The organism is Halorussus litoreus (genome assembly GCF_003382685.1).
GTDB classification, from domain to species: domain Archaea; phylum Halobacteriota; class Halobacteria; order Halobacteriales; family Haladaptataceae; genus Halorussus; species Halorussus litoreus.
In genome coordinates, this window is record NZ_QLVG01000033.1 from 47,945 (window position 1) to 72,118 (window position 24,174).

A 24,174-nucleotide genomic window follows, 5' to 3' on the forward strand; every position below is an offset into this window, starting at 1 on the left:
CGTGTCTACCATCGACAACTCCGTTCCCGAGAACGAACGAGCCGGTGCGCGGAGCGTCCTCGGCCGGGGCGCTCTCGCGGGAATCTGCGCGTGGCTGGCGGGCTATCTCGTCGTCTACGTCGCGCGGGCCGACGCCGTCTCGGAGGCGCTCCGCGGCGTCGGCTTCGTCTCGGAGGTACTCGGCGGCGACGCCATCCCCGCGTGGAAGGGCGTCGCGTGGCTGTTCGCGAACGCGCACTTCGTCGACGCTCGACTGTCCGCGCCGATGCTCGGAACCGAGACGTTCAACGCGGTGACCGGCGAGGGGTCGGGCCTCCTGCTCGCGCTCCCGCCGGTCGTCCTCCTCGCGGCGGGCGCGCTGGCGGCGTGGGCGCGACGCAGTGGCTCCGCTCCGCGTAGCGGTGCTGCGGGCGGTCGCGACTCCGGGCTTCGCTCGGCGGTGACGGCGGGCGCAGCGGTCGCGCTCGGCTACCTCCCGCTCTCGGTTGCGACCGGGTTCCTGACCGAGCACGCCATCGGGGGGTCCGGGCCGACCATTGCGCTCGACCCGGTGACCGCCGTCCTGCTGGCCGGACTCGTCTATCCCGTCGTCTTCGGCGCGCTCGGCGGGGCCGCTATCGCCGCGCTCGACTGACCAACTACCTGTTTCTCTGGCTGTCCGTCCGCCGCGGACGCGACGGGTTTGTGCTGCACGGCGGTGGCGCTCGCGTTCAGCCTGCACGGCGACCGCGCTCGCGTTTGCGCTCGCCGGGCGAGCGCAAACGCGAGCGCGGCCGCGGAGGTCGGGGGTCGTCCTCTGGCGTCTGTGCGAGCATCGCAAGCCGCGACTACCGATTCAGCCACCAATTTTAATGAAGCATCTGTGGTCATCGGGGACGGTTCACACCATGGAGAACACAGTGCTCCTGCACACGGCGAGTGGTAGCCCGAACGTGGGGAGAGATGACACGGAAACGGGGAAGGACGACTCGGAAATGCGGCGGAAGCCGGAAACGGGGAGGGGGAATCGATGAGAGCGCTCACGTGGCACGGCAAGGAGGACGTGCGCGTCGAGGAGGTCCCGGACCCGGAGATCGTCAACCCCCACGACGCCATCGTCGAGATCACCGCCACTGCGATCTGCGGGTCGGACCTCCACCTCTACGACGGCTACGTGCCCACGATGCGCGAGGGCGACGTGCTGGGCCACGAACCGATGGGCGAGGTGGTCGAGACCGGGAGCGCGGTCGAGACCCTCGAAGCGGGCGACCGCGTGGTCGTCCCGTTTACCATCAGCTGTGGCTCGTGCTGGTTCTGCGAGGAGGACCTCTACTCGCTCTGTGACAACTCGAACCCGAACGCGGAGATAGCCCGCAAGATGATGGGCCAGTCGCCGGCCGGGCTGTTCGGCTACTCGCACATGCTGGGCGGCTACGCCGGCGGACAGGCCGAGTATCTGCGAGTGCCGTACGCCGACGTGGGGCCGGTCAAGGTCGATTCGGACCTGCCGGACGAGCAGGTGCTGTTCCTCTCGGACGTGTTCCCGACCGGCTACATGGCCGCCGAGAACGCCGACATCGACGACGGCGACACCGTCGCGGTCTGGGGGTGTGGACCGGTCGGCCAGTTCGCCATCCAGAGCGCGTGGCTGCTCGGCGCTGGTCGGGTGGTCGCCATCGACCGCGTGCCCGAGCGGCTGGGGATGGCCCGCGAACACGGCGACGCCGAGACCATCGACTTCGAGGCGGAGGATGTGTACGACCACCTGATGGCGATGACCGGCGGGCGCGGCCCCGACAGTTGCATCGACGCGGTCGGGTCGGAGGCCCACGGTACGGGACTGATGGGCTACGCGGACAAGCTCAAACAGGAGGCGAAGCTCGAAGCCGACCGACCGCACGTCCTCCGGCAGGCCATCCGGTGCTGTCGGAAGGGCGGGACGCTCTCGGTGCCGGGCGTCTACCTCGGGCACGTGGACACCTTCCCTGCCGGCCCGATGATGAACAAGGCTCTGACGGTGAAGACGGGCCAGACTCACATGCAGCGCTATCTCGACCCGCTGTTAGAGCGCATCGAGGACGGCGATATCGACCCCTCGTTCGTCATCACGCACCAAGAACCGCTGGAGAAGGGGCCGGAGATGTACCGGACGTTCCGCGAGAAGGACGACGATTGCATCAAGGTCGTGCTGGAGCCGTGAGGGCCGAGGGGGAGTACCCCCGGTCCGTGAGGGCCGAGAGGGAGCTATCCCCGGTGGACGATGGCCACGTCGCACTCCAGTTCGTGCAAGCGCTCGAACGTCGGCGGCGAGACGAACCGGGAGGCCGCCGACCGGTCCGTGCTCGCGCCCACGACGGTGAGGTCGTAGTGGGCGTCGTTGGCGTCGAGGAACGACTCGATGGACGACCGCGACACCCTCGTCTCGAACGCTCCCTCGAAGGTCTCCACGAGGTTGGCCAGCGTCGTCTCGGCCGACCGGCGCTCGGCCTCGCGGTCGATGCAGGTGCAGACGCTGACGCTCCCTGACTCGCCGGTGAGCCGCCGCGCGAAGTCGATCATCTGGTGGGCGGTGTCGCCGGGTCTGCGCACGGGGACGAGCACTCGCTTCCAGCGCTCGCGGACCTCCTTCTCCGGGCTGGACCGGAACGCGATGGTGTCCACGTCGCCCCGGAACAGGCCGTGGACGAACGACGAGAGGGCCCCGTCCGTCTGCTCGTAGGGTGCGACGATCAGGTCGCAGTTGGTCTCGCGCGCCGTTCGGAGTACCGTTCCCGAGAGGTCCGTCCCGTCGCCCGCGACGACCACCTCGCACGGGACGCCGACGTCGGTCTCGATGCGGTCGGCCTCGGATTCGAGTCGGTCGACCGACTCGTCGGTCGCTTCGCCGTCTTCGGTCTCGGCCGACGCCGCCTCGACCACGTCGAGCAGGACGACCTTGCCCGCGTCGTGGGCCGCCGCGAGCCGCGCGCCGAAGGTGGCCGTCGCGCTCGCGCAGTCGCCCCGCATCGGCACCAGCACGTGGTCGTCGCCGTTCGTGGACTCGTAGAGGAACTGCGACCTGCGCTCGTAGAACTCTCGTCGCCAGAGGTGGAACGCCGCGGCGACGAGGCTGCTGGCGACGAACACGGAGCCGACGTACTGGACGAAGAACGTCCGAACCGTGGTGGTGTCGCTGAAGGCAGGTGCGATGAGCGCGAGCAGCGCGGTCGAGAACGCCGCCGGTTCCTCGAAGTCGAGCAGCCACGTGACCGTGCCCGTGAGGAAGACGGCCAGCGCGGCTTCGGTCGGCGAGACGACGAAGACGGCCGACCCGAGCGGGTTCCGGAGTCCCGTCAGGAGCCCGAGCCAGACGGCCGCCGTCCCGCAGACCGCACCGGCGGTCAGACCGCCGACGAACGTGGTCGGCGACGCGTACGGCCCCTCCGGGTCGGCGAACAGGGTGAACGTGCCCGACGCGAGCGGCGGGAACAACACGAACGGGAGCAGTTCCACCGAGTTCGAGATCGCGGTCACCGCAGCGATGAGCAGCGGGACGAACAGGAGTATCGAGAGGTGGATGAGGTTCGCGGTGTGCTCGACCCACCGCCGGAACTCTCGGACCTCGCGGCGCTCGATACGACGCAGCCGCCGGAGGACGGCGTGATAGCGCGCCCGGAGGTCGTCCAGCATTGGTATCACGTCACCGCCCGAGCGTCAAATGTCTATCCACTCGGCCACTGCCGATACAGTGATTTCGACGCGTCGCAAGAACCCGCCGTAGCGAGTCAGACGACATGGATCGAGGCGATAGTTCAAACGCTTCTTTGAGCCTACTGAAAGCACTTTACCCCGGATAGTGAACTGGAGTGTATGAACCGCCGCCGTGTGCTCGCACTCTGTGGACTCTGTCTCTCCGGTAGCGCGGGCTGTCTCTCCCGGTTGCCCGGGCAGCCGACCAACGAGACCGACGAGCCGACGGAGGAACCGACCGAAACTCGGACGAACGCCTCGACAGGCGACCCATCGAATGACGAAACCGGCGAGACGACCACCCGAGAGCGCGACGAGTCCGCCACGAAAGACGGCGTCACCGTCGAGAATATCGTCGTCCGGAAAGCGATCACCTACAAATCGACGATGGGCTCTGGCGGCGTCCTCGCCGGGGACGGCCAACAGTACGTCGTCGCGTCGGTCCGTGCCGACCGCGAACTCTCGGAGTCCGATTTCTCGTTTGTCACCGATTCGGACTCGTGGACGCCCGGACTCCCCGAAACAGCGGGGGCCATCAACCGCTCGGTCGCGGGCCGCGACGGCGGTCCTATCGGTCGACGCCTCGGCGGCGGAGACGGTCGCTCGTATCTGGCGTTCACAGTACCCTCCCCGCTGTCGGCGTCGAACCCGCGGATTCGACTCGCGGGGTCGGACGCGACCGAGTGGCCGCTCGACGCCAGTCAGCGCGAGCGCCTCGAAGCGCCGGCACCGCGATTCGAACTCGATTCGCTGGAGGTACTGGACGAGATCGCGCAAGGGGAGACGCTGTCGGTGTCGCTGACAGTCACGAACGGCTCCGAGACCGACGGCCGGTTCCTCGCGGCCGTCTACTGGCCGACCAAGCAGATAGCCGACGACGACGAATCGCACGTCGTCGACCGGACGGTCGCGGCCGGCGACGACGTGACGGCGTCGCTGGACATCGACACCCGCTACACGACGTACGAGGACGAATCGGTGACGCTGTCGGTCCGGGGCCACGTCTCCACCGAGCGCACGGTCAGCGTGGAGGACGCCACCACGCCGTCCTGACGCCCTTACTCCGCCAGTTCGACCACGGCGTCGAGCGTGATGCGGATGGCGCGCTCGACGTTGTTCTTGGCCTTCTCCGGGAGTTCGTCGTCTTCAGTTTCGCCCTTCTGGGTGCCCTCCACGAGGTTGCCGTCCACCGTGCAGATGGCTCCCGCGCGCATGTCCCGGCGGCGGGTCAGCGAGAAGACCGCCGCGGCCTCCATCTCGACCGAGAGGATGTTCGCTTCCTCCCACGCGGCGACGTACTCGTCGGTCTCGGCGTAGAACGCGTCGTCGCTGGCGATGGGGCCGACGTGCACATCTTCGTCATTCGCTTCCGCCGAATCGACCAAGGCCGAGAGCACGCCGTAGTCCGGCACGGCGGGGTACTCGACCGATTCGTAGCGCTTGCTCGTCCCCTCGTTCTTTGCCGCGCCGGTCGCGACGATCATGTCGCCGATCTCGATGTCCGACTGGAGCGCGCCGGTGGTCCCGACCCGGATGACGGTCTCGACGCCGACGTTGTGGAGTTCCTCTATTGCGATTGCGGCGGAGGGACAGCCGATGCCGGTCGAGCAGATGGTGAGGTCCGTGCCCTCGTAGGTGGCGTTGACGACCTTGTACTCGCGGTTCTGCGCGACGACCTCGGAGCTGTCACAGAGGTTCGCGATGCGGTCGACCCGGCCGGGGTCGCCCGGGATGAGCGCGACGTCGTTCAGGTCACCGTCTTCCACGAGGAGGTGGGGCTGCTTTGCCATGCGGATTGCTTGTCGCGAGCGGGAGAAAAAGCGTGCGGGTTCGAGACGGTGGCTTGGAGTAGGTGAGAGTCAGGCGTAGCGTTCGAGGGACTCCCAGTCTCGCCGGATGAGTTCCTCGATACCCTCTTCGAGAAGGGCTTCACCCATCGCGCTCGCCCGGTAGTAGGAGTACACGCCGCCCTTCTCGGGTTCGTTTCGCATTCGATTCTCCACGAGTCCGACGTCCACCAGTTCGTCTAGATGGTAGTGAAGCGTGTTCCCCGCGACGCCGAGCCGAGTGCGGAGTTCCTTCGCGCTCTTGTTCCCCTCACATTTCAACGTGTATAGGATTCGGAACCGAGTCTCGTTCCCGAGGGCGCTCTGCATGTCGAGATAATCCTGGAGGTCGAGGAGACTCGGGTCGGGGAGAATCTGGTCGGGTGACGGCCCGTCTTCGCGAGAGACGGAGTCGCTTCCGTGGTCGGGGTCCGAACTTGACTGGGTCATGTGGAACTCTTGTTCGCCTTCCGACTTAATGATTACTGACTCAGCGTTCACTGAGTTAGATTTTAAATCCGAGGACGGGACGAACCAGTCCCATGCGTGGTCGATTACTCGACGAACTCGGTGCCGTCGCTCGCCAACAGTTCCTCGTCTATCTGATGGGTCCGTACGGAGAGTACGGCGAAGAGGACGAATCAGCGTTCGACCCGCTGTTGCACGTGAGAGACGAACTCCGCGTCCACCCCGGCGTGAACGCGTTTCTCGCCATCGATGCGAACGTCCCACTGGAGGAGATGGACGCCGCGACGCAGAGCATCGAGTTCGCTCGCGCCAGCAACGCGGTCGTGTTCGTCGCCCCGTACGGGGGACAGAACCTCGGGGTCGGCATCGAAGTCGGGGCTATTCTCGAACGGATTTACGACGAGGGGTCAGCGGAAATCGAGGAACGAGTCCTCTTCGTACACGAAAAGGCGGTTCGTAGCGCGATGATCGATTCGCTCTCGCAACGCTGGAACGTGACCGTCTATTCGTACACCGACATCGACGCGCTCGTCGATCAGATACAGGAGTTCGTGTCCAACGTCATCAGTCGTGCGTTGACCGGTGAACTAGAGGGTCGAATCGAGACCGACTCCTCGGACGGAAGGCCGTTCTAGAACTGCCCGTCCAAAAACGACTCCACGTCTTCGAACGACGGGGCGGTCCGCGCGCCCTCTTCCATCGCGGCCAGCGCGCCACAGGCGTTCGCGAACTCCAGCGCGCGCTCGTAGTCGGCGTCTTTCGGCAGCACGCCGTCCTCGCGTAGGAGCACCGCGAGAAAGCCCGCGGCGAAGGCGTCGCCAGCGCCCGTGGTGTCGACGACCTCGGCGTCGAAGCCCGGATGCTCGAACGACGCTTCGGGGGTGTCGACCTGCGCGCCCGCCTCGCCCTGCTTGATGACGACCACGCGCCCATGGAGTTCGGAGGCGGGCTGGGCCAGTTCGTCGTCGAGGATCGTTCGGGCCTCGCGGTCGTTGAGGAAGACCACGTCCGAGTAGGCCAGCGCCTCGGCGAAGTCGCGCTCGGCGAGCCGCCGTCCGGGATCGAAGCTCACGGTCACGCCCGCCTCGCTGGCGACCCGCGCGAGTTCCGCCGCGGTGTCGGGACGCTGGCTGGTGAGGTGCAAGTGGTCGGCTCGCCGAACGTACTCGGGGTCGACGTCGTCGGGCGCGACCATCTCGTTCGCGCCGTCGTTGCCGAGCACCATCACCTCGCCGTCGGCGTCCACGATGAGATACTTCGTGGTGGTCTCGCCGGCCCCGACCTCCAGTAGATGCGAGCAGTCCACGCCCGCCGACGTCAACTCTCGGCGAGCGAGCAGCCCGCTGTCGTCGCCGCCGACGCTCCCGACGATGCCGGCGTCGAACGCCATCCCCGCCAGCGCGACCGCGACGTTCGCGGCGCTGCCGCCGCCGGAGCGCCGCTGGGAGTCGATGCGGGCCTCCCCGTCGGGTTCGGGGAGCGCGTCCACGCGGAGGGTCACGTCCCAGTTGACGTGCCCGGCGGTGATCACGTCGACCATAGTTGGCAAGGGCGGGAGCGGTTCGCAGACTGGAGGATGGGGCGGTTCGCAGACTGGGAGATATCCGGCGCGAGATGCATGTCCCTATCGTACGCAACCGCCGGTCAAAATTCTGGTGGACGAACTGGGGAATCGAGGGTCGAAGCCTCCGAACAGTAGTTTGAACAGCCGGCCCCCCGAGACGACGGACATGGAACACACCGCCGAGCGCGTCACGCTCGCGCGACTCCCCTCCGGCGTCGAGATCGAGACGACCGTCCACACCTACGACGGGTCCAGCGACGGGCCGACCGTCTACGCGCAGGCCGCCCAGCACGGCCGCGAGATAAACGGCACCGAGGTGCTCCGGCGGATTCACGACCGGCTGACGGGCGGCGAGTGGGAGTTAGCCGGGCAACTGATCGCGGTCCCCGTCGCAGACCCGCTCACGTTCGACCGGGTGTCGTACACCACGCCCGAGCAACTCGACAGCGTGAACCCCAACATGAACCGGGTGTGGCCGGGCGACAGCGAGGGCTCGGTCCACGAGCGCATGGCCGCGCGGCTGTGGGAGTACGTCGAGGATGCCGACGCGGTGCTCGACCTCCACACCGGGAGCCCGGACATGCTGACCCACGTCGTGTTCACCGAGGGCCACGAGGCCTCTCGAAGCCTCGCTGAGGCGTTCGGGACCGACCTCCTGCTGTCGGAGGAGGCAGGCGAGGACGCCGACGAGGAGTGGGCCGCCCGGGACTTCGGCGGCAAGCTCCGGGTCGCGGCCGCGCGCGAGGGCGTCCCGACGATAACGCCCGAGCTGGCCCACAACAAGCAGCTCGTCGAGGACGCCGTCGAGACCGGCGTGACGGGCACGGTGAACGCGCTCCGGCATCTCGGCCTGCTCGACGGCGAGCCCGAGCCGAACGGCGAGTGCGTCGTGGCCCGCAACCACCTCGGGCGCGTGACTGCCGACGAGTCCGGACTGTTTCGCGCCGACCCCGACCGGTCGGTCGGCGAGCGCGTGGACGCGGGCGAGCGCGTTGGCACCCTCTACGACCCGACGACGTTCGGGGTCTTTCAGGAGGTCGAGACCGACAGGGCGGGGATCCTCTACGCACTGACCCAGGAGGCGACGGTCAGCGGCGGCTCGTCGCTGGTGAACGTGGCACTCGTACGCGAGGAGTAGGCGGAAAAGTCGAAGAAGGCCGAAAAGAGGAAGTCGAAAACGGAGAAGTCGGCGAAGTAGAGAGGGGTTATCGGCTCGCGGTCACGTACAGCAGGGGCGCGACGACGAGCAGGGCGATGCCGAGGTACTTGAACTGGAGCGGTACCATGCTCGCCGGCGTGAGCACGAACAGCAGTCCGAACGTGATCGCGTTCAGCGACAGCACCTTCCGCGAGCCGAGCGGGATGGCCGCCAGTATCGACAGCACGAACAGCAACAACAACGCCTGCCCGACGTTGTACTGTATCAGGAAGTCGTCGATGAGCGGCAGTGGCGCGAACTCTATCATCCTTATCGGAAGTCACCCCGAAATACCCTTTAAAGTTCCGCTATCCCGCGGTCAGCCCCCTGCCCCGCTCCGCGGTCAGCCGCTCGCCCCGCTGAAGTCGATGGGTCGAATCCAGACGTACCAGATGGCGACCACCGCGGTCAGGTAGCCGGTGGCCCACACCGCCGACCCGACCGTCGGATAGCCGACGCTCGTGAGGGCGTACTTTCCCAGCCCCGGTACCATGACGCCGAGCGTGAGCGCCAGTCCGAATCGGATCTTCTCGGCTCGGCCCATCAGCGGTCACCCCAGCGGTTACCTGTTCGTTCCGTCACGGTCGGCGATACGGACTCGAACAAAGTCAACCACTCGGTTTCGGGCGGCGGTGCGGTGGTCCTGCTGGGAAGCGGCAAGACCTCGGCGACCGCCCGGGCGAACGTCAACGACCTCGCGGCCAGACTCGGCACCGACCTGCGAGTCAACGCCGATCAGGTTCGGGACTCGACCACCCCGGTCGGAGCCGACGCCGCGGTGTTCGAGACCACGGCGTTGGACACCTCGTTCCCGCTGTTCACCCCGTACACGCCCGACGAGTCGGACTACGCCGTCTCCATCCCGACCATCAGCGAGGACGGCGAGACGCTCAACGACGAGTACGTCGACGTGCGCAACGACGGGTCGAGCAGCCTCGACCTCACCCGCTGGACGCTCGAAGACGAGGCGGGCTACTCCTACCAGTTCCCGGACGGCTTCGTCCTCGGCGCGGGAGTGATCGAGTAGGGTCGTGTCTCGAAAACGGGGGAAAGAGATGGAGACCGCGGGATCGACGACAGACTTTCGCCGACGGGCTGTAACGTCGACGACTGACTGGCTGTAGCGTCAGCGGCTGTTTACTGTAGCGCTGTCGCGGCGCAGACGACAGGTGCCGCGCCCGCGGCGTTTCGAGGCGTGGGGAGTGGGACGCGACACAGTGAGTTCGAGACGCCCACTCCCCAAAAGGCTCGCTAATTGTACGCTGTACCGCTCTGACGGCTCTATACGGCTCCCCCCTCGTCAATACTTACTTGTACCGTCTCCGAGAACCGCGGCCCATGCGCCGAACGACGGGTGTCGCGTTCGCCGTCGCGCTCGTCGCGGTCGCAGCGGTCGTCCTCGTCACGGTCGGGGCGGCCGTCCTCGTCCCCACGACGCCGGTCGGGGCGCTGTCGGTCGAAGGAGTCGACGGCGTCGGGACGCCAGACGGCGAGAAGCCCGCGCTGGTGGAGGTCGGCGACGACCGGCTGTGGCCGTACGTCGGGCCGGAGCGGTCGTTCGACCGGCCGGCGAGTTCCATCAACGTCGTCGTCCGGACCGACCCGGCCAGCGTCCGCGAGTATCTCGCCGACGAGCGCTCGTGGAATCGGAGCGCGGGCGGCGACGCCGACGACTCGCGGGTCGCGGACGCCGCGACCGACCCGCCGGTCGACGCCGAACGCGTGCCGTGGCTGGACGCTCCGGGTGCGCCCCGCTACACCTACGTGGACGGTGAAGGGTGGCTCGCCGAGCGCTACCAGCTCCACCGCGGGTCGTACTTCGGGGCACGGTACCACCTCCGCGCGTACGGCCCGCCGAACGGCGACTGGACCGCGGTGCAGGCCCACGCCGAGCACTGGGACTGGTTCACGATCACGCACACGGTCGACAGCGTCGAAACCGCCCAGATCCGGGTCGAGACGGGCTTTCTTGGCGAGTCGGCGTTCGCCGTCCGGCGGGTGAACTACGACAACGGCGATACCTACGACGCCGACGGGTGGGCGACAGTGGTCGCGCTCTCGCTGGCTCCCCTGCTGGCGCGGGGCCGGCTCCGGCTGCGCCCCACGGCGCGGAACGTGAGACGACTCGCGCTCGCGGGGACGCTGGCGGCGCTCCCGCTGGTCGTCAGAGCCGGCGGCATCCTGTTCGAGCGACACCTCCCGTGGCTGTCGACCGACGCGGTGGTCGCGATCTGGTACCCGGTGCTGGTCGCGGGGATTCCGCTGGCCGCCTACCGACTGGGGCGTCGCCTGCCCGCGACGGAGGCGGGCGCGCTCGCGGGGGTCGGCGTCGGGGTCGGCGTGGTGCTCGACTACGCCTGCCTCGAAATCGCCGTACTTCCGATTCCGGTCGCAGTCCACCGCGTCGCGGTCGTCGCGGCGGGCGCACTCCTCGCGGCCGGGGCAGCCTCTCGCGGTGACGACGGGAACGGGGAGAGCGCCAGCGATGATGAGGGGGAGGGAGCGACCGCACGGTGGCCGTCGACCCTCCGTCTCGGCGCGGTGTTCTGGGTCGCGGTCGTGATCGGCGGGCATCTGGTCTGACGCCAGGGTTCCGCTCCGAGCGCCGGATTTTTGCCGAGTGACCGCGACGTCCCGCCCGTGAGCGCGATCACCTTCTTCGCCACGACGGATCTGGATCGAATCGTCGACTTCTACGCCGAGACGGTCGGCGCGAGCGTCTGGCTCGAACAGCCCGACTGCACGATCCTGAAGTACGACAACCAACTGCTGGGGTTCTGCGAGCGCGAGTCGCCCGACACCGAGGGCATCGTGACGTTCGTCTCCCCCGACCGCGAGGGCGTCGACGAGATGCACGAGACGCTGGCCGACCGCGCCCGCGAGCAACCCCACGAGAACGAGCAGTACGACATCTACCAGTTCTTCGCCGAGGACCCGGACGGTCGGGCCATCGAGTTCCAGACGTTCCTCCATCCGACCGACGAGGTGTAGCTCCCCGGACCGTTCGGGTCGTTCCCGACACCGGGTGGGAGACAGGGGACACAACGTGGCATACTTCCGCCACGTACTACTGGCGCTCGTCGGTCGTCCAGTCGCGAAAGCCCGCGTTTCGTGAACGCTTACGGCCGAGTCTTTCGGTCTAACAGATCGACCACGTCGGCCACCGAATCGAGGACGAAGTCGGGCGCGACCTCCGAGGAGTCGGCCCGGGTCGTGACGCCCGAGAGCACGAGCGCGGTCGTCAGCCCCGCCCGATCGCCCAGCAGGACGTCGGTGTCGAGTCGATCGCCGACCATCAACACCGCTTCGCCCTCACCGGCGACCCGCGACTCGACCGCCTCGGCTGCCGTGGCCGCCGGCTTGCCCAGCATCGCGTCCGGGTCGCGGTCGGCGGCCTCGGCCAGCGCGGCGACGATAGCGCCCGACCCGGGTACCGGACGGTCGGGCGCGGGAATCGTGCGGTCGGGGTCGGTCGCCACGAAGGCCGCGCCGTCGAGTGCCCACAGCGCGTTCCGGAGTCGGCCGTAGGTGAACTCCCGGTCGATGGAGGCGACGACGACGTCAGCAGCCTCGGGATCGGTGACGAGTGGAATCCCGCGAGCCGCGAGCATCTCCCGGAGTCCGGGTTCGCCGAGCAGGTAGGTCCCGCAGTCGGGGTACTCGGTGGCCACGTAGTCGGCGGTCAGCGCGCCGGAGGTGAGCACGTCGTCGGGGGCGACCGCGAAGCCGAGGTCGGCGAGCCAGTCGGCGTAGTCGGCCGGGGACCGCGTGGGGTTGTTCGACAGCAGGAGCACGTCGAGGCCACGCTCGCGAAGGCGGTCGACCGCCTCGACGGCACCGGGTATCGGTTCGTCACCGCGGACGAGGGTGCCATCCACGTCGAGGACGACGCTCCGAACGGTCATCGCTTCCGGGTACGGCCCCGGAGACCAAGGGTCTGTCCACCCGAATCGCACGCTCGACCGAGGACCGGGCTCTGTCTCCCGACGACCTCAGGCGTCGTGCGGTCACCACAAAACACTTCAGCCGCTCCTGTGAGCCAGCAAATATGAAACGCGAGACGATGCTGGCGGGCGGCGCGGCGGTCGTGGTGGCGATAGCCCTGGTCGCCGCCGCCGCGGTCCCCGGTGCGATAGCGGTGTCCGAGGACGACCCGGTGCGGCCCGGCCATCTCTCGATTCAGGAGGTCGCCATCTCGCCCGGCGAGGTGACCGGCGGCACGGCGACGCTGTCGGTCGACACCCGGCTCGAACACTCCGTGGTGAGCTCGAACAGCGAGTCCGAGAACGTGACGATGCGGGTCCGGGCGGTCCACCTCGAATCCGGACTGGTCGAGACCACCGCGGAGGCCGCGGTCCCGACCATCTCCGGCGAGCGCGAGGTGTCGGTCGTCCAGAATCTCACCGTCGAGCGCGCGGGCGGCTACCGCATCGAGACGGTGGTGTACCGCGACGGCGAGCGCATCGCAGAGGGGCAGAAGTCGGTCCGGGGCGTCGGCACGCTCACGCCGGCGTACGCCGACACCGACGTCCGGTTCCACTGGCAGGGAAGCGACGGCCTCCCGCCGGTCGAGTACACCGTAGCGAGCGCCGAGGGCAACCGCACGACGCTGAACGTCTCGACGTTCCTCACCAACGAGGGCGACGTGCCATCCGAGGAGCTCAGGGTAGTGTTCACCGTCCGGCAGGCCGACTCGAACATCGTCGCCGACCGGCGCGCGGTCGCGGTGGGAGCCATCCGGCCGGGCCGGACCGCCTCGCCCGGCGCGGAACTGGCGGTCCCCGAGGGCTACAACTACTACCTCGACGCGGTGCTGTGGAAGGACGGCGTCATCGTCGGGACGGCCCGGAGCGTCGCGAACCTGAACCCGACCGAGACGCTCGAAGCCAACGAGACGGTCCGCGAGGTCGGCATCGAGGTGGGCGACTTCGAGGACGACCAGCGCGAGGACGACCGACCGGAGCGGACGACCAGCGAGCGCGACGGCGGCGCGGGCGGCGTCCCCGGCTTCACGCCGGTCGTAGCTCTGCTGGCGCTGGTCGGTGGCTTGCTCCTCGCACGGAGGCGAGCATGACCGCTGACGCGCGGGCGGACGAGCGCGAAGACGAAGACGCGAGCGAACGTGAAGACGCGAGCGAGCGCGAGGAGGCGGACGCGGGCGGGAATCCGAGCCAGAGCGACCAGACGGCCGAGCGCACGAACGACTCCGATTCCGAGCGACCACCACGCGATGAACCCATGAGCGACGCCAACACCGACATGCCCGACGAATCGGCGACCGACCTCGCGATCCGGCGCAACCTCTACCGGGGCGCGTTAGCGCTGTTCGCGCTGCTGGCGGTGGTCGCGGTGATCCAACTGTACGGAAGCGTGAACCAGACCATCAACACCTTCGTCGCGCAGGAGTACCGGTCGCTGTTCCGGGCGGCGTTCAACGTTGTCGTGCTGTTGGTCGCTGGCATCGGAATCTCGTGGTGCGTGCGGGAGCTGAGCGGGGAGTAGTGGGGTCGGAGACCGAGGAGGGCGCGATCGGCGCACGCCCCGCCGGCGGTTTTATCCGGCGGCTGAAACAACCATAGGAGCATGGCCGACGAACGCGTCGATGTCGAATCCACGGGCCAAAACGTCGCTGGCCAGGCTCCCGTCGAGGAACCGGAGGCAGTCACCGACGACGTCACGGTCCACGACGACGAGGTGGAACTCGAACGGACCATCGGGCTCGTCGGCGGACTGGCTATCGGTATCGGCACCATGATCGGCGCGGGGATTTTCGTCTTCCCGGGGTTAGCCGCCGACAATGCCGGTCTCGCGGCCACGCTCTCGTTCGTGATCGGTGGGCTGATCGCGTTGCTCGTGGCGCTTCCGACCTCGGAACTCGCCACCGCGATGCCCCGGAGCGGTGGTGGCTACTACTTCATCTCGCGGAGCATGGGAACGGCGTACGGGGCGGTCGTCGGCCTCGGACTTTGGCTGGGCCTGATGTTCGCCTCCGCGTTCTATCTGGTCGGGCTGGGCCACTACGCGAGCGCCGTGTTCGTGGAGCTCGGGGTCGAACTCCCGTTCAGCCCCGTCACCGGAATCGGACTGCTGTTCGGGGTGGGGCTGACCGCGTTGAGCATCGGCGGCACCGAGAACACGGCCAAGATCCAGAACGTGGTCGTGGGGATCTTGCTCGTGGTGCTGACGGGGTTTCTCTCCTACGGCGTCCTCGACGCCGTAGGCGTCTTCGGCGGCGGAAGCGTCCCCGAGGAGTTCTTCTCTCGGGGGTACTTTCCCGTCCTGACGACCGCGGCGCTCGTGTTCACCTCGTATCTGGGGTTCGCTCAGGTCGCGACTGTCGCAGGCGAGATCAAACGACCGGGCAGGAACCTCCCGCTAGCGATGGTCGGGTCCGTCGTGATCGTCACCGTCTTCTACGTCGTGACGATCTTCGTCGCGACCAGTGCGTTCGGCGCGGATCGGCTGGGGCAGTTCGGGGAGACTGCGATGGTCGAGGTCGCCCGCGACTTCCTCGGATTGCCGGGCGCGGTTGCGATCCTTGGTGCCGGGCTGTTGGCGACGTTCTCGAGCGCGAACGCGTCGATCCTCAGCGCCTCGCGGGCGGTGTACGCGTTGAGCCGTGACGCCTTGCTCCCACGGAAAGCGAGCGAGGTCAACCTCCGATACGGCACGCCACACGTCGCGTTGCTCGCCGCCGGAGGGCCGATTCTGGTCCTCGTCGGGACCGGTCGGGTCGAACTGCTCGCGGAGGTCGCCTCGTTCCTCCACCTGATCATGTACGGTCTGATGTGCGTCGCCCTGATCGTGTTGCGCCGACGGAATCCGGAGTGGTACTCGCCTAGCTACCGCGTCCCGGGCTATCCGGTCGTGCCGGCAGTGGGTGCACTCGCTAGCTTCGGGCTGATCGTCTTCATGCAACGCGCCTCGATCGCCATCGGTGTCGTGGTGATGGCCGCGTCCTACCTCTGGTACCGATATTACGCTGGAAGCGTTACCCTCAAAGGAGACATCTGACGATGACAGACAGACCATCGATACTCGTCCCGATCCGCGTGCTCGAAGGAGAATCGATTCCCGAAGGAGTGTCCGAACTCCTCGCGAACGCTCACGTCGTCCTGCTGGGATATCACGTTATCCCGGAACAGACCGCCCCGGGACAGGCCCGGATGCAGTTCGAAGAGCGCGCGACCGACCGGCTCGAAGCGTACGGGTCGCTATTCGAGCAGGCGGGTGCGACCGTCGAGCGACGACTCGTGTTCACCCACGACGGCCAGAAGACCATCGACCGGACGATAGCCGAGCACGACTGTCTGGCCGTGCTCGTCCCGAACGCGACGCGACCGGTCGAAGACGTGCTCGTCGCAGTCCGTGGGACCGTCGGGGTCGACCGCCTCGCCCGCGTCGTCGCAGGCGTGTTCGGTGAGACGAACGCGTCGGTGACGCTGTACCACGTCGCCGAAGACGAGGAGACCGACGAGGATGTCGGGACACTGCTCGATGGACTGGTCGACCGACTCGATGACCTGGGTGTGGACGCGCCGAGAATCGAGACGCGCGTCGAGCGCGATACGGACACCCTCGATGCGATCACCGACGCGTCCGAGGTGTTCGATGTGGTCGTCATGGGTGAAACCGACCCGTCTCTAGCGACGTTCGTGTTCGGCATGCCGGCCGACCAGGTTGCCGACCGGTTTCTCGGTCCCGTCCTCGTCGTTCAACGCGACGCAGCGTCGACCACTCCGGAGGAGTAACTCTGGGTCCGAGATTGCCTGGATGAGAAGTACGAGAAGCCAAATTTCTGCGGGATAATAACTGACCGAAACAGAACAGTGGGCCAACGCGGATTTGAACCGCGAACCTCCCGGTTATCAGCCGAGCGCTCAACCTAATTGAGCTATTGGCCCGAATTGGCGCATTCTGAGGTTGCCCCGTCGAACGTTTAAGCGTTTCCTTTCGGCAGGAGTACGGCACGCCCTCACGGAGTTTTGCGGAAAGGGATCCGACTGCTACCGCCTGTTGTGACTACTTTTCGGACTCGTCGTCTTCGAATTCGATGTCGTACGAGTCGTCGTCCATCCGGACGGTGTCCTCGGAGTCGTCCGACACGGTGTCCTCGCGCGAACGTCCGACGCCACCGGTGCCGCCCATCCCTCCGGGGCCGCCTATTCCTCCCGTGCCACCCATTCCGCCCGCTCCCGGACCGGCGTTCCCTCCACCAGCACCCACGTCCTCGGCGTTCGGGAACCCGAAGGTGTACACGTTGCCGGTGGCGAAGCCGCCGGTCTTCTTCTCGACGTAGGGCTCGACGACCCAGCGCTGGGCCGCCTCGCGGAAGAGGATCCGCGTGGGCGGGAACGCCAGCAGGAAGCCCAGCGCGTCGGTGACCAGTCCGGGCGTGAGCAGGAACGCGCCCGCCGCGATGAGGAGCGCGCCGTCGGTGAGTTCGTCGGTCGGCACCTCGCCCTTCCCCACCGTCTGCTGGAGCTTCCGAATGGTGTGGCGTCCCTCGGCCCGGACGAACAGCGTCCCGACCAGCGCGGTCAGGACCACGAGCGCGACGGTGAGGACGCCACCGAGCTGTGTCGCCACGTAGACGAGGAACAGCGCGTCCAGCAGGGGAATCAGCAACAGCGCGATCAGGGCGCGTTTCAGCATTTTCCTGTTCGCGACTAGTCGGTCACGCGGTAAAACCCTTTAGGTAGGGACGGTTCGCTTGTGGGAGAATCAGTTCGCGGTTGTGAGGAAACCGCTGTTCGTGTTTGGCCTCGGAGAACCCGCCTCGCACAGCATCGCGACCGCACTGCAACCGCGACTGCACCGCGACCGCACTGCAACCGCGACTGCGATGATTTTTGGTAACGAGAGCGCTCGCTTCTGCTTGAGCCTCGGCGTGACCGCCCAGCACCGCTACCGCACCGCGACCGCGAGCCTCACACCTCCCCAGCCTCCTGCGCGTCTCGCCCACCGTCGGAGCAAGCTCCGACGAGCCCTCGGTCGCTACGCTCCCGAGGACTCCACTTCGTTCCGGCCTGCGATGCTCGTCCACCGGAAGACGGTCCTACTCCCTTCGCTGCGCGGGCTGCGACTGCCGAGCCTGCCCTCGTTTCACTCGCGCAGACCTCGCACGCTAGGGCGCGACGCGCGAACGCGCCGCGCCCAAACGCGCGCCGGGTCAAAATACAATATCACGTCACGTGTCGACTGGCGGGGCGATGCTCGCGAACCCGAGAGAAGTTACTCGGAGTAACAAGGCATTTGCCGACGCCCGGTGAATCGGGTGGTATGATTGGCGTCGTCGGTGGGGGAATCGCGGGGCTCGCAACCGCGTACCGCCTCCAGCAACACGGACACGACGTGCAGGTCTTCGAAGCCAGCGACCAGGTCGGCGGGCTCGCCGCGGTGTACGAGACCGCAGGCGACTCCATCGAGAAGTTCTACCATCACCTCTCGGCCTCGGAGGAGACCATCGTCGAACTCATCGAGGAGTTGGGGCTCGGCGACGATCTGGAGTGGCCCATCGGCAAGAACGCCTACTACTGGGACGGCACCGTCTACCCGATGGACAAGCCGTGGGAGATCCTCGCCTACCCGAAGATGAGCGTCTACGACAAGTTCCGACTCGCGATGCTCACCCAGGAGATCGACGTGCGCGGCGGGATTCCGAAGTTCGACACGTACGAGGATCTGGAGGACTTCGAGGATGTCCCCATCGAGGAGTTCCTGCTTGAACACACCAGTCGGGGTGTGTACGAGGGCTTCTTCGAGCCGCTGCTCCGCGCGAAGTTCGGCGACCGGATGGACGACGTGAGCGCGGCGTGGCTGCTCGGCCGCATCAAGTTCCGCGGCGAGCGCGACCTGCTGCGGGGCGAGCCGCTGGGCTACCTCGAAGGCGGGTTCGGCCAACTCCTCGACGCGCTCGTCGATGCGGTCGGCGAGGAGAACATCACCACGAACGCTCGCGTCGAGGAACTCGGCGTCGAGGACGGCGCGGTCGAGTCGCTGACGGTTGCGGTCGCCGACGGAGCCGACTCGGCGGCGACGCAAGTCGAAGCAGAGGCCGACGGCGGGACCACCACCGAGACCCACGAGGTCGACGGCGCGGTCGTCGCGGCGATGCCGAACGTGCTCGAAGCGCTCTGTGGCTACGAGTGCGACATCGACTTCCAGAGGGCGGTCTGTGCGCTCGTGACGATGGACGAGCCGCTCACCGACACCTACTGGCTCAACGTGGGCCACGACGCCCCCTTCGGCGCGCTGGTCGAGCACACCAACTACATCCCCCCGGAGAACTACGGCGGGGACCACCTGCTCTACGTCGCCAGCTACATCCAGGACTACGAGGAGGACCTCTGGGGAATGGACGCCGACGAGGTCGAGGAGCTGTGGTTGGGGCACATCGAGGAGATGTTCCCCGACTGGGACCGCTCGGCGGTGACGCAGTTCCGACTCGCCAAGAACCCCCGCGCCGCGCCCATCTACGAGCGGGGCTACCTCGACACGGTCATCCCCTACGACCTCGGCGACGAGGTGGCCGAGGACCTCTACTACGCCGGGATGGCGAGCCGCGCGCAGTATCCCGAGCGGAGCCTCAACGGCGGCATCGTCGCGGGCTACGAGTGCGCCGATCGGATTGCGGGCCGGAAGGAGATCGTTCGGTCGGACTAAGGTCGCTCGGGCGGACTGAGCACGTCGAGGCGCTACGCCCCTGCCCGAAGCCTTTTCCGCGATTTCGGCGTACAGGTCGTGGGGAACTACCATGAGCAGTATTCTGACGGGAGATCGAGGGGAACAGCGAGAGTCGACCGACGCCCGCGAGCGTGCCGTCCGGGCCGTGAAGACCGCTATGCAGCGGGCCGGATCCGACGGGTCGGGAGGAAACCGGGGGCGTGCCTTCCTCGTGGTCGACCTCGGGGCGACGATCGGCTCCCTACTCGGCAGTCGGAGCGGGCGGTCCGCGACGGTCGAGCAGGTCGCCGAACGCGCTCGCGACGTGGCGACGGACGAGGGGTTAGCGGCGACTGGCGAGGGCCGGGGGCGGACGGCGCGCGGCCGAGATGACGGCGGCCGAGACGGCGGCGGCCGAAGCACGCTCCGGACCCTGTTCCTGCTCGGTGCGGTCGTCGGGATCGGCTACGCGGTCCGCAGGCGAATGGGGTCGGTGGACGAAATCACCGAGCAGGCAACCGAGCGCGCTCGCCAGGTGGCCGACGAGACCGCGATGCGCTCGGGCGAGGCCGCGGGGCGGACCGAGTCCGTGACCGGGGAGGCCGCCGAGCGCATCGAGGAGACCGGCGAGATGGCGGCCGAGCAGGTCGAGTCCGGCAGCGAAGAGGTTGCCGACCGCGTCCGCGAGGGCGGCGAAGGTGCCGCCGACCAGATCGAAGGCGCCGGCGAGACCATCGAGGAGGCCGAACGCGAGGCCGAGGAGCGCGCCGAAGAGATGTCCGACGACGAGAACGAGGAGTAACTCCGCACCGACCGGACGACGAGCCGACGACTCACCGTTTTCGAACTTCGTCTCCGATTAGCCCTGTCTCCAATCAGCCCAAATTTTCGCCGCGCGAAATCGAGCCGATTCCGGACTCCTCAGCGGTCGCCGTCCTCGTCGTCGACTCCGGGCGCTCGTGAGACGTCTACTTCTTCGGGCTCGTCCCCACCGCCGACGCGAACCTCGCCGTCCGGTCCTTCGACGTACACGTCGTCGGCGAAGCCGCCTTCCGCGTAGGGGTGTTCGGGCTCGTCGAGCTTCTCGGGGGTCGACGGGGCCTTCGGGAGACCACCCGACGGCGCGAACTCGCCGAGGGGGTCGTCGATGGAGATGCTGTGTCGCTCGAAGAACGCCTCGTAGCGGTCGTAGTGGTCGCCGAGCTCGTCGACCGGGAACTCCATCATCTCGGTCCAGCCGTGGTTGTAGAAGTCGAAGTTGGCCTGCACGTGGGTGATTTCGCGGGCCTCGGCCTCCGGCGCGCCCTGCTGGAGCGCCGCGAGGTAGGTGTCCATCGTGGCGTCGAAGAAGGCGTCGAGCCGGTCGCGGCGGGCCTCCCGCTGGTCTGTGTCGGCGCGCTGGAGGAAGATGTCGGTATGCATGTCCACGAGCTTCTCCTTCACGAGGTCGGACACCACCGGCAGTTCGAGCGCCTTCCGCGACGCGAAGTGACGGACGTTCTGGCGTATCTTCATGGGGTGTCGATTGGAGCGCGACGCCCAAAAGCCCGTCCGTTCGTGAAGCTGTGACGTCGGAAGCGACTGCCGACTACCGGCGAATCCTGCTCGCTACTCTCTGACACGATACGGAGATAGCAACCCACTTTAACCCCGAAGATGAACTCCTGAGTATGAGCGATTCGTTCGTGATAATCGGTGACGGCATCGCGGGGAGTTCGGCCGCGGAGACCATCCGCGAGGAGGCCCCCGACGCCGAGGTGACCGTCATCACCGACGAGGGCGAAGCCCTCTACAATCGCATCCTCATCAAGGAGTTCGCGAAAGGAAAGCTGCCGGAAGCACCCATCTCCATCCACGAGGAGGACTGGTACGCCGAGCGGGACATCGACCTCGCACTCAACACGTTCGTCACGGACGTGGACGTCGAGGCCCACGAGGTCCACACCCACGACAGCGGCACCTTCGAGTACGACAAGCTGCTGATCGCCTCCGGTGGGACCCCCGCGAGCCTGTCGAGTTTCGGCATCGAGAACGCCGACGCCGACGGCATTCACCACTTCTGGACGTTCCAGGACGCCCGGAAGATCCAGGAGGGCGCCAGCGAGGCCGAGACGGGCACCGTAATCGGCGCGGGCCTGCTCGGCATCGACCTCGCAGCGGTGTGCGCCGCACAGGGGGTCGACGCCAAGTACATCATGCGGGGCAACCGCTGGTGGCGCTACGGCCTGAGCCTCGACGGCGCGGAGATCATCCACGACGCGCTCGCGGAGAAGGGCGTCGAACCCGTGCTCGAGAGCGGCGTCGACCGCTTCGAGACCGACGACGACGGACAGGTCGTCTCGACCGTCGACGCCAACGGTGAGGAGTACGACAGCGAGTTCGTCGGCGTCGCCATCGGCCTGAACTTCAACACCGAGTACCTCCAGGAGACCGACATCGAGGAGGACGAGGGCATCGTCGTCGACCAGTACATGCAGACCAGCCTCGACGACGTGTACGCCGCGGGCGACATCACCCGGTACTACGACACCATCCTCGACCAGTACGCCCAGAACGGCTCGTGGGGCTCGGCGAAAGAGCAGGGACAGGTCGCGGCCAAGAACATGGTCGCCGACGACGAGACCGAGGAGTTCCGCTGGGTGTCGTCGTACTCCATCACCCACTTCGACTTCCCGTTCCTGAGCTTCGGCTTCCCGACGCTCGGCGACGACGAGTGCGAGCGCAAGTACAGCGACACCGAGTGGCGGCGGCTCGCGTTCAAGGATGGCAAGCTAATCGGCGGCGTGCTCATCGGCGACATCGCCCCGCAGGGCAAGTACAAGGATCTCATTCGTCAGGAGGCCGAGGTGGCCGACCAGAAGGAGGTCCTGCTGGAGAAGGACTTCGACCCCGAGGAGCTGGCGATCCCGCAGGAGCAGTAGGTCGGCGACGCCGGCGTTTCGTTCTCGATTATCCGTTCTCTTCTTCCCGCGAGAGCCACGATTGCTTCGGGGTGAGTGTGAATGTGGGTCTCACGCGGATAGGTTCGGTCGTCGGTTCCGGAACGAATCGCAACTGTCCCCAAGGTTTAGTGTCCGTGGCCGCTACAGCCGAGGTATGCCCCAGCTAGAAATTTCCCTGTCGGACGACGTGGACATGCAGATTGATCAGCTGGTCTCCCAGGAGGAGTTCGTGGACCGACAGGAGGCCCTCGAAGAGATCCTGTCGCTCGGCATCAAGGAGTACCAGACCACGATGGAGTCCAAGGAGCGCGACGAGATGGAGTTCGCCGACGAGATGATGGAGACCACCGAGCGGTCGCTCGGCGACGAGGACGACGCCTACCGGTTCTGAAGCGGTTTCGAGCGACGATTCTTTTCCGAAGTCCTGTTTGCAGCCGGCTCTGAGCCCTGTTTGCGGCCCGCTCCGGGCCGTTCCCGGTACCCGCAAGCAGTTTCCTCCGAATCGATCCGTTGGTTCCAGCCACCGCAATGTTTAACATTCTCCACGTCATTTGGTACCATGTAGCATGCATTCGAACACGACCTCACGGACCGACGGCGACGGACGGACTCTCCGGGTTCGTCCGACCGAGTCCGCACCATCGGGCGCGCCGGTGCGGCACTTCGACGAGTTGCCCGAGCCCGCCCAGCAACTGGTTGCCGACTACGACGGCCGAGCCAGCGTGGCGGTCACGCCCGAGACGGCCGCACTGTTCGCGGACGAACCGGTGGTCGTGTTCTCCGAGTACCTCCAGTTCGAGCTCGTCTGAACAACCCGGGTGCGGTGGGGGGGGGGGGGGCCCCCCCGCCCCCCCCCCCCCGGGGGGGGGGGGGGGGGGCCCCCCCCCCCCGCCACCGCACCCGGGTTCGCGTGGTTTCTGCACTGGTCCGCGACGGAAGGTGTTCCAGCCAGCGACCGCGCTTCAGTCCGCGACCGAAGCCGTTTTGCCCCGCACGCGCCGAGAGGTGGGTATGAACGGAAGCGGCGACATGACCCTCGCCTTCGAACTCTCGGCCCTGCAGGAACTCGCGGACCCCGGCACGGTGTTCAGCGACGCCCGCAGGTGGAGCGAGTACGTGGGCGTGGTCTCGGACAAGCCGACCTACGTCGTGACCAACTTCACCCGGAAGAACCGCATCCGACAGGACTTCTTCTCCGGGCCGAAGGGGAAAGGCGAGAGTCTCGAAAGCGTCCGCGAGCAGTTCGACACCGACCGCCACGTCTTCGTCTCCGCGGGCGAGGCGGACCGCGATCTCGCCGACGAGCACGGCTGGGAGTTCCTCGACGTGACCGAGGCCGCCGAGGCAGCCGAGTGGACGCTCGCCGAGGAAACCGACGAGGCGGACGACGAGGCCGAGGCGGACCAGCGCGACGACTGGCCGTGAGGGAAATCCGAAGCCCACTCGACCGGCAGGACTACTCGCCGTTCTGTGCCTCGTTCGGACTTGGAGACGTGTAGCTCGCTCCGGCGGAGCGTCGGTCAGCCGAAGTGGCCCTCTCGCTCGCCGAGTTCCTCCGACACGCGAAGGATCGCCTCGGAGAACGTCTCGCCGTCGCGCCGGAGCTCCTTGAGCCGGTCGTGAGCCGCTCTGGAGAGACAGATCTTCTTCGCCATCGATGGGTAGGACGGCTTTGGCGCGTGCTCGTATTTGAAAGTTGGTGTGGTAAGTGGCGGCGTCGAGTGGGTTCCGGAGAGCACGAAGTCGAGCAGTTCTGACCGCGGTCTGGGAAGACCTTTGTCGCTGGCGCTCGCGTCCCCGGAC

At 67.2% G+C, this 24,174-nt stretch carries 28 protein-coding genes and 1 tRNA gene; 18 read left to right on the top strand and 11 right to left on the bottom strand.

From position 1 onward, the window contains the following. Nucleotide 1 precedes the first annotated feature (1 nt). Both DPQ64_RS12135 and DPQ64_RS12140 read left to right on the top strand, forming a co-directional pair. Entirely contained in the window at nt 2-634 is a 633-nt protein-coding gene (locus tag DPQ64_RS12135; RefSeq protein ID WP_198662118.1) for a hypothetical protein, read from the top strand. A gap of 375 nt (nt 635-1,009) precedes the next feature. Next, nucleotides 1,010-2,179: a zinc-dependent alcohol dehydrogenase gene (locus tag DPQ64_RS12140; protein WP_115864586.1), complete on the top strand. Its 1,170-nt coding sequence runs from the start codon at nt 1,010-1,012 to the stop codon at nt 2,177-2,179. Nucleotides 2,180-2,223: 44 nt separating this feature from the next. On the opposite strand, the gene DPQ64_RS12145 is transcribed toward DPQ64_RS12140, so the two are convergent. After that, nucleotides 2,224-3,648: a universal stress protein gene (locus tag DPQ64_RS12145; protein ID WP_115864587.1), complete on the bottom strand. Its 1,425-nt coding sequence runs from the start codon at nt 3,646-3,648 to the stop codon at nt 2,224-2,226. A gap of 180 nt (nt 3,649-3,828) precedes the next feature. On the opposite strand from DPQ64_RS12145, the gene DPQ64_RS12150 reads away from it, so the two are divergent. Next, complete coding sequence (locus DPQ64_RS12150; protein WP_115864588.1) at nt 3,829-4,761, top strand: hypothetical protein; 933 nt, start codon at nt 3,829-3,831, stop codon at nt 4,759-4,761. 5 nt (nt 4,762-4,766) lie between these two features. On the opposite strand, the gene DPQ64_RS12155 is transcribed toward DPQ64_RS12150, so the two are convergent. After that, nucleotides 4,767-5,498, bottom strand: coding sequence for a nucleoside phosphorylase (locus tag DPQ64_RS12155; protein ID WP_115864589.1), 732 nt, complete (start codon nt 5,496-5,498; stop codon nt 4,767-4,769). 69 nt (nt 5,499-5,567) lie between these two features. After that, nucleotides 5,568-5,984, bottom strand: a complete 417-nt coding sequence (locus DPQ64_RS12160; RefSeq protein ID WP_232820569.1) for an ArsR/SmtB family transcription factor — start codon at nt 5,982-5,984, stop codon at nt 5,568-5,570. Nucleotides 5,985-6,076: 92 nt separating this feature from the next. Between DPQ64_RS12160 and DPQ64_RS12165 the strand changes: the two genes are divergently transcribed. Beyond that, entirely contained in the window at nt 6,077-6,637 is a 561-nt protein-coding gene (locus DPQ64_RS12165) for a DUF7509 family protein (RefSeq protein ID WP_115864590.1), read from the top strand. On the opposite strand, the gene DPQ64_RS12170 is transcribed toward DPQ64_RS12165, so the two are convergent. Beyond that, a complete protein-coding gene (locus DPQ64_RS12170) occupies nt 6,634-7,542 on the bottom strand; it encodes a carbohydrate kinase family protein (protein WP_115864591.1) in 909 nt (302 codons plus the stop codon). The genes DPQ64_RS12165 and DPQ64_RS12170 overlap by 4 nt on opposite strands. A 190-nt stretch (nt 7,543-7,732) precedes the next feature. Between DPQ64_RS12170 and DPQ64_RS12175 the strand changes: the two genes are divergently transcribed. After that, complete coding sequence (locus tag DPQ64_RS12175; RefSeq protein ID WP_115864592.1) at nt 7,733-8,704, top strand: succinylglutamate desuccinylase/aspartoacylase family protein; 972 nt, start codon at nt 7,733-7,735, stop codon at nt 8,702-8,704. Nucleotides 8,705-8,771: 67 nt separating this feature from the next. On the opposite strand, the gene DPQ64_RS12180 is transcribed toward DPQ64_RS12175, so the two are convergent. Both DPQ64_RS12180 and DPQ64_RS12185 read right to left on the bottom strand, forming a co-directional pair. After that, a complete protein-coding gene (locus tag DPQ64_RS12180; RefSeq protein WP_115864593.1) occupies nt 8,772-9,032 on the bottom strand; it encodes a hypothetical protein in 261 nt (86 codons plus the stop codon). A gap of 75 nt (nt 9,033-9,107) precedes the next feature. Next, nucleotides 9,108-9,308: a hypothetical protein gene (locus DPQ64_RS12185; protein WP_115864594.1), complete on the bottom strand. Its 201-nt coding sequence runs from the start codon at nt 9,306-9,308 to the stop codon at nt 9,108-9,110. 93 nt (nt 9,309-9,401) lie between these two features. On the opposite strand from DPQ64_RS12185, the gene DPQ64_RS12190 reads away from it, so the two are divergent. The 3 genes from DPQ64_RS12190 to DPQ64_RS12200 all read left to right on the top strand — a co-directional run bounded on the left by DPQ64_RS12190 (nt 9,402) and on the right by DPQ64_RS12200 (nt 11,755). Continuing rightward, nucleotides 9,402-9,791, top strand: a complete 390-nt coding sequence (locus DPQ64_RS12190; RefSeq protein ID WP_157971687.1) for a lamin tail domain-containing protein — start codon at nt 9,402-9,404, stop codon at nt 9,789-9,791. 311 nt (nt 9,792-10,102) lie between these two features. Beyond that, the gene (locus tag DPQ64_RS12195; RefSeq protein WP_115864596.1) at nt 10,103-11,347 is read left to right on the top strand and encodes a hypothetical protein; all 1,245 of its coding nucleotides are present in this window, start codon (nt 10,103-10,105) and stop codon (nt 11,345-11,347) included. Between the two features lie 57 nt (nt 11,348-11,404). Then, nucleotides 11,405-11,755: a VOC family protein gene (locus DPQ64_RS12200; RefSeq protein WP_115864597.1), complete on the top strand. Its 351-nt coding sequence runs from the start codon at nt 11,405-11,407 to the stop codon at nt 11,753-11,755. 128 nt (nt 11,756-11,883) lie between these two features. On the opposite strand, the gene DPQ64_RS12205 is transcribed toward DPQ64_RS12200, so the two are convergent. Beyond that, complete coding sequence (locus DPQ64_RS12205) at nt 11,884-12,669, bottom strand: HAD-IIA family hydrolase (protein WP_115864598.1); 786 nt, start codon at nt 12,667-12,669, stop codon at nt 11,884-11,886. Nucleotides 12,670-12,812: 143 nt separating this feature from the next. Here DPQ64_RS12205 and DPQ64_RS12210 point away from each other — a divergent pair, with 143 nt between their 5' ends. From DPQ64_RS12210 to DPQ64_RS12225, 4 genes are all read left to right on the top strand, one after another. After that, nucleotides 12,813-13,838 carry a DUF7490 domain-containing protein gene (locus DPQ64_RS12210; RefSeq protein ID WP_115864599.1) on the top strand — a complete coding sequence of 342 codons (1,026 nt, stop codon included), beginning with the start codon at nt 12,813-12,815 and terminating at the stop codon, nt 13,836-13,838. Next, entirely contained in the window at nt 13,835-14,266 is a 432-nt protein-coding gene (locus DPQ64_RS12215) for a hypothetical protein (protein WP_115864600.1), read from the top strand. Before DPQ64_RS12210 ends, DPQ64_RS12215 begins: the two co-directional genes overlap by 4 nt. An 81-nt stretch (nt 14,267-14,347) precedes the next feature. Continuing rightward, a complete protein-coding gene (locus DPQ64_RS12220) occupies nt 14,348-15,778 on the top strand; it encodes an APC family permease (protein WP_115864601.1) in 1,431 nt (476 codons plus the stop codon). Between the two features lie 2 nt (nt 15,779-15,780). Beyond that, nucleotides 15,781-16,515 (top strand): universal stress protein, encoded by a 735-nt coding sequence (locus tag DPQ64_RS12225; RefSeq protein ID WP_115864602.1) that lies wholly within the window; start codon nt 15,781-15,783, stop codon nt 16,513-16,515. A 79-nt stretch (nt 16,516-16,594) separates the two neighbouring features. Here the strand turns inward: DPQ64_RS12225 and DPQ64_RS12230 are convergent. Next, nucleotides 16,595-16,668, bottom strand: a tRNA-Ile gene (locus DPQ64_RS12230). A 118-nt stretch (nt 16,669-16,786) separates the two neighbouring features. Further along, a complete protein-coding gene (locus DPQ64_RS12235; protein WP_115864603.1) occupies nt 16,787-17,419 on the bottom strand; it encodes an FxsA family protein in 633 nt (210 codons plus the stop codon). Nucleotides 17,420-18,046: 627 nt separating this feature from the next. On the opposite strand from DPQ64_RS12235, the gene DPQ64_RS12240 reads away from it, so the two are divergent. Next, entirely contained in the window at nt 18,047-19,429 is a 1,383-nt protein-coding gene (locus DPQ64_RS12240; RefSeq protein ID WP_115864604.1) for an NAD(P)/FAD-dependent oxidoreductase, read from the top strand. Nucleotides 19,430-19,520: 91 nt separating this feature from the next. Continuing rightward, entirely contained in the window at nt 19,521-20,231 is a 711-nt protein-coding gene (locus DPQ64_RS18830) for a hypothetical protein (protein ID WP_157971688.1), read from the top strand. Nucleotides 20,232-20,350: 119 nt separating this feature from the next. Here the strand turns inward: DPQ64_RS18830 and DPQ64_RS12250 are convergent, their stop codons facing one another. Beyond that, nucleotides 20,351-20,944: a DUF6149 family protein gene (locus DPQ64_RS12250; protein ID WP_115864605.1), complete on the bottom strand. Its 594-nt coding sequence runs from the start codon at nt 20,942-20,944 to the stop codon at nt 20,351-20,353. A 155-nt stretch (nt 20,945-21,099) separates the two neighbouring features. Between DPQ64_RS12250 and DPQ64_RS12255 the strand changes: the two genes are divergently transcribed. The 4 genes from DPQ64_RS12255 (at nt 21,100) to DPQ64_RS12270 (ending at nt 23,796) form a co-directional block, all read left to right on the top strand. Beyond that, complete coding sequence (locus tag DPQ64_RS12255) at nt 21,100-22,350, top strand: NAD(P)/FAD-dependent oxidoreductase (protein ID WP_115864606.1); 1,251 nt, start codon at nt 21,100-21,102, stop codon at nt 22,348-22,350. Between the two features lie 175 nt (nt 22,351-22,525). Next, on the top strand, nt 22,526-22,762 hold the full coding sequence (locus DPQ64_RS12260) for a DUF7120 family protein (RefSeq protein ID WP_115864607.1): 237 nt from the start codon (nt 22,526-22,528) through the stop codon (nt 22,760-22,762). Nucleotides 22,763-22,937: 175 nt separating this feature from the next. After that, entirely contained in the window at nt 22,938-23,180 is a 243-nt protein-coding gene (locus tag DPQ64_RS18835) for a hypothetical protein (RefSeq protein ID WP_157971689.1), read from the top strand. 202 nt (nt 23,181-23,382) lie between these two features. Next, entirely contained in the window at nt 23,383-23,796 is a 414-nt protein-coding gene (locus DPQ64_RS12270; protein ID WP_115864608.1) for a DUF7124 domain-containing protein, read from the top strand. 95 nt (nt 23,797-23,891) lie between these two features. Here DPQ64_RS12270 and DPQ64_RS19810 read toward each other — a convergent pair whose 3' ends face one another. Then, nucleotides 23,892-24,026: a hypothetical protein gene (locus DPQ64_RS19810; protein ID WP_269814484.1), complete on the bottom strand. Its 135-nt coding sequence runs from the start codon at nt 24,024-24,026 to the stop codon at nt 23,892-23,894. Between the last annotated feature and the right edge of the window lie 148 nt (nt 24,027-24,174).

Bases quoted from the DNA above. Each gene is read 5' to 3' on its own strand.
- DPQ64_RS12175 (WP_115864592.1), top strand. From the start codon at position 7,733: ATGGAACACACCGCCGAGCGCGTCACGCTCGCGCGACTCCCCTCCGGC.
- DPQ64_RS12150 (WP_115864588.1), top strand. From the start codon at position 3,829: ATGAACCGCCGCCGTGTGCTCGCACTCTGTGGACTCTGTCTCTCCGGT.
- DPQ64_RS12185 (WP_115864594.1), bottom strand. From the start codon at position 9,308: ATGGGCCGAGCCGAGAAGATCCGATTCGGACTGGCGCTCACGCTCGGC.
- DPQ64_RS18830 (WP_157971688.1), top strand. From the start codon at position 19,521: ATGAGCAGTATTCTGACGGGAGATCGAGGGGAACAGCGAGAGTCGACC.
- DPQ64_RS12180 (WP_115864593.1), bottom strand. From the start codon at position 9,032: ATGATAGAGTTCGCGCCACTGCCGCTCATCGACGACTTCCTGATACAG.
- DPQ64_RS12140 (WP_115864586.1), top strand. From the start codon at position 1,010: ATGAGAGCGCTCACGTGGCACGGCAAGGAGGACGTGCGCGTCGAGGAG.
- DPQ64_RS12260 (WP_115864607.1), top strand. From the start codon at position 22,526: ATGCCCCAGCTAGAAATTTCCCTGTCGGACGACGTGGACATGCAGATT.
- DPQ64_RS12240 (WP_115864604.1), top strand. From the start codon at position 18,047: ATGATTGGCGTCGTCGGTGGGGGAATCGCGGGGCTCGCAACCGCGTAC.
- DPQ64_RS12160 (WP_232820569.1), bottom strand. From the start codon at position 5,984: ATGACCCAGTCAAGTTCGGACCCCGACCACGGAAGCGACTCCGTCTCT.
- DPQ64_RS12255 (WP_115864606.1), top strand. From the start codon at position 21,100: ATGAGCGATTCGTTCGTGATAATCGGTGACGGCATCGCGGGGAGTTCG.
- DPQ64_RS12195 (WP_115864596.1), top strand. From the start codon at position 10,103: ATGCGCCGAACGACGGGTGTCGCGTTCGCCGTCGCGCTCGTCGCGGTC.
- DPQ64_RS12145 (WP_115864587.1), bottom strand. From the start codon at position 3,648: ATGCTGGACGACCTCCGGGCGCGCTATCACGCCGTCCTCCGGCGGCTG.
- DPQ64_RS19810 (WP_269814484.1), bottom strand. From the start codon at position 24,026: ATGGCGAAGAAGATCTGTCTCTCCAGAGCGGCTCACGACCGGCTCAAG.
- DPQ64_RS12205 (WP_115864598.1), bottom strand. From the start codon at position 12,669: ATGACCGTTCGGAGCGTCGTCCTCGACGTGGATGGCACCCTCGTCCGC.
- DPQ64_RS12155 (WP_115864589.1), bottom strand. From the start codon at position 5,498: ATGGCAAAGCAGCCCCACCTCCTCGTGGAAGACGGTGACCTGAACGAC.
- DPQ64_RS12235 (WP_115864603.1), bottom strand. From the start codon at position 17,419: ATGCTGAAACGCGCCCTGATCGCGCTGTTGCTGATTCCCCTGCTGGAC.
- DPQ64_RS12225 (WP_115864602.1), top strand. From the start codon at position 15,781: ATGACAGACAGACCATCGATACTCGTCCCGATCCGCGTGCTCGAAGGA.
- DPQ64_RS12210 (WP_115864599.1), top strand. From the start codon at position 12,813: ATGAAACGCGAGACGATGCTGGCGGGCGGCGCGGCGGTCGTGGTGGCG.
- DPQ64_RS18835 (WP_157971689.1), top strand. From the start codon at position 22,938: ATGCATTCGAACACGACCTCACGGACCGACGGCGACGGACGGACTCTC.
- DPQ64_RS12250 (WP_115864605.1), bottom strand. From the start codon at position 20,944: ATGAAGATACGCCAGAACGTCCGTCACTTCGCGTCGCGGAAGGCGCTC.
- DPQ64_RS12220 (WP_115864601.1), top strand. From the start codon at position 14,348: ATGGCCGACGAACGCGTCGATGTCGAATCCACGGGCCAAAACGTCGCT.
- DPQ64_RS12215 (WP_115864600.1), top strand. From the start codon at position 13,835: ATGACCGCTGACGCGCGGGCGGACGAGCGCGAAGACGAAGACGCGAGC.
- DPQ64_RS12270 (WP_115864608.1), top strand. From the start codon at position 23,383: ATGAACGGAAGCGGCGACATGACCCTCGCCTTCGAACTCTCGGCCCTG.
- DPQ64_RS12170 (WP_115864591.1), bottom strand. From the start codon at position 7,542: ATGGTCGACGTGATCACCGCCGGGCACGTCAACTGGGACGTGACCCTC.
- DPQ64_RS12165 (WP_115864590.1), top strand. From the start codon at position 6,077: ATGCGTGGTCGATTACTCGACGAACTCGGTGCCGTCGCTCGCCAACAG.